The following is a 6,592-nucleotide window of genomic DNA, read 5'->3' on the forward strand; positions in this document are numbered from 1 at the left end:
AGCAACACGTGTGAAACCTGCCACACCTCCACCGGCTGGATCCCGGCCAATACCGACCATCTGGAGGTCAGCGGCGCCTGCGGGTCGTGTCACAACAACACAACCGCCCCGGGCAAGGGCAGCGCTCATCTCAACAGCAGCAACAACTGCGACAGCTGTCATAACAGTGTCGCCTGGGTACCGGCGGTAACCGTGGACCATCTGGAAATCACCGGCCGGTGTGCGAGCTGCCACAACGGCCAGCCGATCATCGGCAAACCGCAGACCCATCTCCAGACCGCGAGTGAATGCGATCTATGTCATACTACCAACGGCTGGATCCCGGCCGGAGTTGACCATTCGCTCATCACCGCCCCCTGCGCCACCTGTCACAACGGCAGCAACGCTCCCGGAAAGACCCCGAACCATATCCAGTCTTCCGGCATCTGCGATGCCTGTCACTCCACATCGACCTGGAATCCGGTTGTTTTGGTGGACCACCTGGAAGTGATCGGAACCTGCGCCGCCTGCCATAACGGCGTCAGCGCAATCGGTAAAAATCAAACCCATCCGCCGACCACAAATAATTGTGACCCATGTCATTCAACCGGCAGCTGGCAGCCTGCGGTTATGGACCACAATGAATTGCTCGGGTCGGGCGCCTGTTCCAGCTGTCATAACGGCACGACCGCCGGAGCCAAACCTCCGAACCATGCCCCAACCACCAACAACTGCGATCTCTGCCACGTAAACAGCGGTTGGGTTCCGGCAACCATGAATCACGGAGAGCTGCTGGGCACCGGCGCCTGTTCAGTCTGTCATAACGGGTCAAGTGCACCTGGCAAGAATAACGGTCACTTCATTACCAATCAGGAATGCGACAACTGCCATCGGGACAGCGGCTGGATCCCGCCGACGAATTATTCGCATTCGGGAAATAATTTTCCTGGCGGGCACTCCTGGGTCTCTTGTGCCGGGTGTCATCAAAACAACAATGAGAGCATCAACTACCCTGCCGGTGCGCCATTGCTGCCCTGTGCGGCATGTCATCGAAGTGATTACGAGAGGGAGCTTGGTGAACACCGAAACGCTCCCGTAGCCGACAACAGGGATTGCACCGGAGCATGCCATGAAGGCGCCGGAGAACATAGCCCCAACCGAAGAGGATGGTAACTGATGAAAATGAACATGATGATGAAAATTATGGTTGTGTTGTTTGTGGCGCTGGAGATTTTATCATCGGCAGCCTTCGCCCAGACCAGCAGAAACGAGATGATCAGCGATGTGCTCATCAGCGATCAATCCGAATGCGCGATCATCGAGATCGTCTTTGCCCTGCCGGTGAAATACAAAAAGCATTTTCCAGAATCGGCCGGCAGGGAACTGCGTGTCTATCTTGATCCAATTACGGTCACCGCTGATGATCGGGAGCTGACGAACCGCAACGAGTATTACTCGCCGCCGGATTCAGACATTGTGACGGTCAGTGAAATTATCTATGAAGGCGCGGATGTGGTTGAGCCGTACCTGACTATCCTCTTTACCCACCAGATGAAATTTACCGTCAGGCAGGGCGGGGATTTCAGGAGTCTTTTGATCCCGGTGTTTCTCCCCTCTTCTAACGCAGAATGTCTGCCCTGAGAATTATTAACCAGTCGAGGCGAATGCATACCCGACTGATCGGTCCGGACCTGACTGACACGATTGACCAGTCGGTTCGGCATGAAATCATTACGGCCACCCGGGGGGGCTCTATGAAGATGATGCAGCGACTGTTGCTTGTCGCGACAATGGTTTTTACGGTGGTTTCCATCACTCCGCCGCCTCTGCATGCCGGCGAAAGAATCATTGATCATGTGGAATCACCCGGCGGGGAATCATTTTTTGCCGCGGTTGATACATCCCATCGGTACGCCATCAATCTTCAATCAACGGAAGGAGACAGAGAATTTTCAATTAATCTTGAAACGGACAAAGTGACCTCGCGCATATCCGACCAGGGCTCTGAACTGCTGGGGAAAAACTGGTCTCTAAGGCTCGACCGCAAAGTAAAACACAAATTTGTGGGAGGCGGCAAAGGCCGCAAAGTAATCATTCAGATCGGACCGGAAGATACAGACGAAGCCCCGCCCGCGAGAGACCAAAGCCAACAAGCAACTGAGCCGGTTGAAAACCTGCATGAGACACCGGGGATTTATCAGGACTATCGGCTCTATGCCACCAAATTCAAGGCGGATGACGGCAAGGTCTGGAACCGGCTGCGATTGGGATTTTTCCCGACCAGGGATGAGGCCCTGGCTGCTCTGGAGAATCTGCGGAAACCATTTCCGGATGCATGGGTTACCAAGGTCTCCGGGGAAGAGCGGACCGCTTCCGGGAACCGCTCCATTGCCACCGGATCGATGCGGATCACCCCATTTCTGACCGCCTTGGAGCAGGAGAGCGAAAAAGAACCCAAACCGGTCGCCGTTAAACCGGCGCCGCCCATGACCAAGAAACGGGTCGTTTCATTAATGGATGAGGCGGAAAAAGAGATGATTGCCGGTAATTACCAGCGTTCGATCCTGATCTATACAAGAATTCTGCAGGACCCCGGTCAATCGGAGAGAAAAAAGGCCCAGGAACTGCTCGGTTTCGCCCGTGAACAGAACGGTCAGCTTGCCCATGCCCGCGCCGAGTATGAGAAATTTCTGCAGTTGTACCCGGAGGGCGAAGACAGCGAGAGAGTCAGGCAACGCCTTGCCGGTTTACTCACCGCACGAGCCACCCCCAGGGAACCATTAAAAAAAAGGGGGGCTGATGATCGGACCGATGTCTTCGGCAGTGTTTCCCAATATTATTATTATGATGAACTAAGCCGTAAAGAAGGGGGAAAGACCGTGACCCGGTCCGCCCTGGCCAATGACCTGGTCTTCAATGTCAGGAAGAAAACGGCAGACTACGAATCGAGAACCCTTTTCGTCGGTGGCTATGAGCTCGACGGAACTCCGGACCGCAATGAAACGAGAATCAGTACATTTTATATCGATGCCGCCAACAAAAAAAATATCTCCGGCCGCATCGGTCGTCAGTCAAGGAGTACCGGCGGGGTGCTCGGCAGGTTTGACGGAGGGCTCTTTTCCTACTCCCTTTCCCCGAAATTAAAGGCCAATCTGGTGGGCGGCTTTCCGGTTGATTCTTCCGGTCTTGACAGGTTTGAGACGGACAAATATTTCTATGGCGCAAGTTTTGACCTCGGCCCATTTGCCGAATACTGGAATTCCAGCGTTTTTTTCATCAACCAGGAAGAAGGAGGCGTCATTGACCGCCAGGCAGCCGGAGGAGAGATTCGCTTTTTTCATCCGCGGGCCTCTTTTTTCACCCTGGTCGATTACGACCTTTACTTCGACGACCTGAATACGGCTTTATTTACCGGCAGCTTCAACTTTCCCGACAAGACCATCATCAACCTTTCCGCCGATTACCGCAACAGTCCGATCCTGACATCAAATTCGGCGCTCGCCGGGATAGCGGGCAAAAAAATTCTCCGCGATCCGGCCAATGTAAATGATTTTGTCATGATCGAGGACCTTGAAGACCTCAAATTGTTTTTAAGTGATGAAGAAATTCGCGACATCTCCGGGAAGAAGAATTTCAAGACAAGTTCATATTCATTGGGAATCGTGCGGCCGATCAGCAAAAAAATTCAGCTTGGCCTCGATACCATCGCAACCAAACAGTATTCCGCAGAGGCTTTTAATACAGGACTTTACGAGCTGTTAAGTGATGGCACAGTACAACCCGTCCCGGAAATTCCCGCTTCTCCCGAAACCCCTTTCGAGTACACCTACACCATGCAGCTTATCGGCAGCAACCTGGTCAAGGAGGGAGATATTGCCATCATTGCCGGCTCCTACAGTGACCGAACCACCCAGGAAGTTTACAGTGCCAGCGTAAACACCCGATATCCGATCAGCCGCTACTGGCGAATCAATCCAAGGATCAATGCGACCTACTCCAAGATCAGGGGGCTTGATACGACCCAACTGAAAATCAGGCCCCTGTTCAGAATGGATTACCGCCTGCTCAAACCAAGAATTCATCTCACCTTCGAAGCCGGCATGGAATGGATCAACCATAACCCGGACGATGCAATGAACACGGTCAGCTATTTCGGCTCCCTGGGATACCGGTATGATTTCTAAATCTCTTGTGCGCAACTTCTGATCAGAATCGTTCATCTTGTTGGGGCAACTGATGATCAGTTCTCAAAAAGCTGGAAATCAGTGTCAGCACAGTTGTCTGGATAATAACCAAGCCCATATATGCAGCTGGAAGCACTTGCTTCCAGCTGAAAAACCCGCGCATCGACCGGCACCATGTTGCGCCCTTTTTGGTTAACTTCAAACCAACTGTTTCTGATCAGCCACGTTGTTGCGTTTACCGAAGTGACGGGCCAGATTATTTCACTTGAGGGGCAAATCAAGAACATGGTCGAAAGATTAAGGGAGCCTTGTCCGGGTACTGCCTGTTGACACTCTCAACAATCGAAATCAACTCTCCCTTCCACTTTTCATACAAGTTGGGCTCATCAGCCGTTGCTATAAGTTCAAGTTGCTTCACATGAATGGGGGATATAAAAGGCATTACATCGATATCCTGAGTCATTGACCCTCACCGGCGACTGGAAAGCGTGTACCATGTTGATTTTCCTTGCCCATGCTTTTCAAGAAAACCTTCCACAACAAGCTCTCGCAATCTTACTTTGACGGTATTGCGGTTAGCTTTTGTGATAGATTCAATATCGGATATTGTTATACGACCGTGTTCTTTAGCGATGACAAGAATATCTTCTGAAAGCTCAGGAAGTTTGATAATCATCATTTCCCGTTCAATTTTCTCACTCAAGATATCCTTTTGCTTTTTCATACATTCAAGAAAGAACAAAACCCAGGCATCATAGTCAGGGGCTCCTGTCTCCAGCGTTTTCTGCGTTTTTCTCAACGCCCGATAATAATTATCTTTGTTTTTTTCGATTACGCTTTCCATTGAGCTATAAGGAACATAGGCATACCCGCATCTTAACAGAAGCAAGGTTGTCACTATTCTTGAAAGTCTGCCGTTGCCATCTTGAAACGGATGAATAGCCAAAAAATGGACTATGAATACAGCAAGAATCAGTAGCGAGTGCAACTCTTTGGAGTTCAGGCTCTCACCGGTCCAGTTTATAAGCTCTGTCATTTTCTGTGGTGTATCAAACGGAGTTGCCGTCTCAAAGATAATTCCCAAACTTTTGCCGTCGGCATCAAAGGCTTCTCCGTTATTTGAGAGTTTTTTGTATTCTCCACGATGTCGCACATCCTTGCTACTGTGTTTGAGCAGAATGCCATGCAGTTGTTTGATATGATTTTCCGTAACGGATATATCCTGAAAAGAGCTAAAAACAAGATTCATTGCCTCAGCGTATCCAGCCACTTCTTCTTCATCCCGCGACTTAAAAGAGCCAATATCAATTCCGGCAAGTAAATGCTCTACTTCCAGGTCTGACAACCTGGCCCCTTCAATCCTGGTGGATGAACCAACCGATTCGATGGTAGCAACTTTTTTGAGCGCATCCAACCGCTCAGGGGTTAGATTACCCATCGCCCGCCATTGCCCCTTAAACTCATCAATTTCGGCAATTAGACGCAAAATATTTTTTGTGATATGTACACTTGGTTCCTTCATCTCAAAACCTCCAATACCCACAACAATACCCAAGTATACCCAAAAAAAACAGCTTTTTATATCAACCTCCTGAAGGAGGATATTTTGAATGAACTTACTTCAGGTCATTGATGGTGATCATGGTATCTGCCTTAAGCCCTACTAATAAATCATTTTGACAATCCTCATCAAATTCACATTTACACGGAAGTTTCTCAAAAGCTGCGGATGTAATTTTTTTGTAATTGGGGACGTTTAATTGGGGACATCCTATACTCCCCCTTTACGTCCGCCTTTGTTGTTCGCTGAGGTCATCGGGGCCCAGGGTCAGGGCCCAGGGTCAGGCTTGCATTATTGCGTTATTCGATAATTCCTTTCGCAACATATCCATCTGTTCTTTCAGATCTTTCGATCTCATGAGACGCTTTTCAATATTGCTGACCGCTCTACTTATGGTCGCAACATCCCGATTGACCAGTCTCCCCACCTCCGACAATGTTGCAACCTCAAAATGTGTGGCCAACCATCCGAGGGCCCCCCTGGCCTCAGCCAACTTTCTCTGCCGTGACAAACTTTGTAACGCCTCAATTGTCACATCACATTGATTGCAGACACTTCTGAAAATCATTTCAATGCCTGGCTTCCGGGTAATTTTTTTCTCTGACAATATCTCATCTACAAACCGATCGTCACCGAGAATCCGGCTGTCGCATTTCCCACGATAAAGGCCCAGGGTCAGGCTTGCATTATTGCGTTATTCGATAATTCCTTTCGCAACATATCCATCTGTTCTTTCAGATTTTTCGATCTCATGAGACGCTTTTCAACATTGCTGACCGCTCTACTTATGGTCGCAACATCCCGATTGACCAGTCTCCCCACCTCCGACAATGTTGCAACCTCAAAATGTGTGGCCAACCATCCGAGG

6 protein-coding genes are annotated in these 6,592 nt (G+C 49.9%); 3 read left to right on the forward strand and 3 right to left on the reverse strand.

Features of this window, described 5'->3' with window-relative positions; genetic code table 11:
- The 3 genes from KKG35_08750 to KKG35_08760 all read left to right on the forward strand — a co-directional run.
- Positions 1-1,152: hypothetical protein (locus KKG35_08750; protein ID MBU1738214.1), on the forward strand; the 1,152-nt coding region annotated here is incomplete at its 5' end.
- 3 nt (positions 1,153-1,155) lie between these two features.
- Positions 1,156-1,620 (forward strand): hypothetical protein, encoded by a 465-nt coding sequence (locus KKG35_08755; GenBank protein MBU1738215.1) that lies wholly within the window; start codon positions 1,156-1,158, stop codon positions 1,618-1,620.
- A 23-nt stretch (positions 1,621-1,643) separates the two neighbouring features.
- Positions 1,644-4,163, forward strand: coding sequence for an SPOR domain-containing protein (locus KKG35_08760; protein MBU1738216.1), 2,520 nt, complete (start codon positions 1,644-1,646; stop codon positions 4,161-4,163).
- A 469-nt stretch (positions 4,164-4,632) separates the two neighbouring features.
- Here the strand turns inward: KKG35_08760 and KKG35_08765 are convergent, their stop codons facing one another.
- From KKG35_08765 to KKG35_08775, 3 genes are all read right to left on the reverse strand, one after another.
- Complete coding sequence (locus KKG35_08765) at positions 4,633-5,685, reverse strand: DUF977 family protein (GenBank protein ID MBU1738217.1); 1,053 nt, start codon at positions 5,683-5,685, stop codon at positions 4,633-4,635.
- A gap of 319 nt (positions 5,686-6,004) precedes the next feature.
- Positions 6,005-6,331 carry a hypothetical protein gene (locus tag KKG35_08770; protein ID MBU1738218.1) on the reverse strand — a complete coding sequence of 109 codons (327 nt, stop codon included), beginning with the start codon at positions 6,329-6,331 and terminating at the stop codon, positions 6,005-6,007.
- Between the two features lie 68 nt (positions 6,332-6,399).
- On the reverse strand, positions 6,400-6,592 hold a 193-nt coding region (locus KKG35_08775), incomplete at its 5' end, for a hypothetical protein (GenBank protein MBU1738219.1).

The sequence above is a fragment of the Pseudomonadota bacterium genome, from assembly GCA_018823285.1.
GTDB lineage: Bacteria > Desulfobacterota > Desulfobulbia > Desulfobulbales > JAGXFP01 > JAHJIQ01.